The sequence below is a fragment of the Novosphingobium sp. B-7 genome, from assembly GCF_000410615.1.
Taxonomy (GTDB): domain Bacteria; phylum Pseudomonadota; class Alphaproteobacteria; order Sphingomonadales; family Sphingomonadaceae; genus Novosphingobium; species Novosphingobium capsulatum.
Window position 1 is genome coordinate 1 of record NZ_APCQ01000755.1, and the last position, 338, is coordinate 338.

The 338-nt window shown below is 64.5% G+C and carries 1 protein-coding gene; it reads right to left on the reverse strand.

Translation table 11 applies throughout. The annotated features are described in order from the left end of the window. On the reverse strand, window positions 1-338 hold a 338-nt coding region (locus H926_RS0108330), incomplete at both ends, for an ATP-binding protein (RefSeq protein ID WP_022675887.1).

A 338-nucleotide genomic window follows, 5' to 3' on the forward strand; every position in this document is an offset into this window, starting at 1 on the left:
CAAGCGCTCGGACCCGAACACCGATGTCCATTCATCGAAGGGCAGATTGCTGGTGATCAGCGTGCTGCCGCGTTCATACCGCTGGCTGAGCACCTCGAACAGCAATTCACCGCCCACTGCGGTGAAGGGCACATAGCCCAGCTCGTCGAGGATCAGCAGTTTCACCGAGGCCAGATGCTTTTGCAGGCTGCGCAGTCGCCGTTCGTCGCGCGCCTCCATCAAGTCATGGACCAGCGCCGCAGCGGTGGTGAAGGCCACGCTGTGCCCCTTCTGGCAAGCGGCCAGTCCCAGCGCGAGGGCGGTGTGGGTCTTGCCGGTACCGCTGGGGCCCAGCGCAA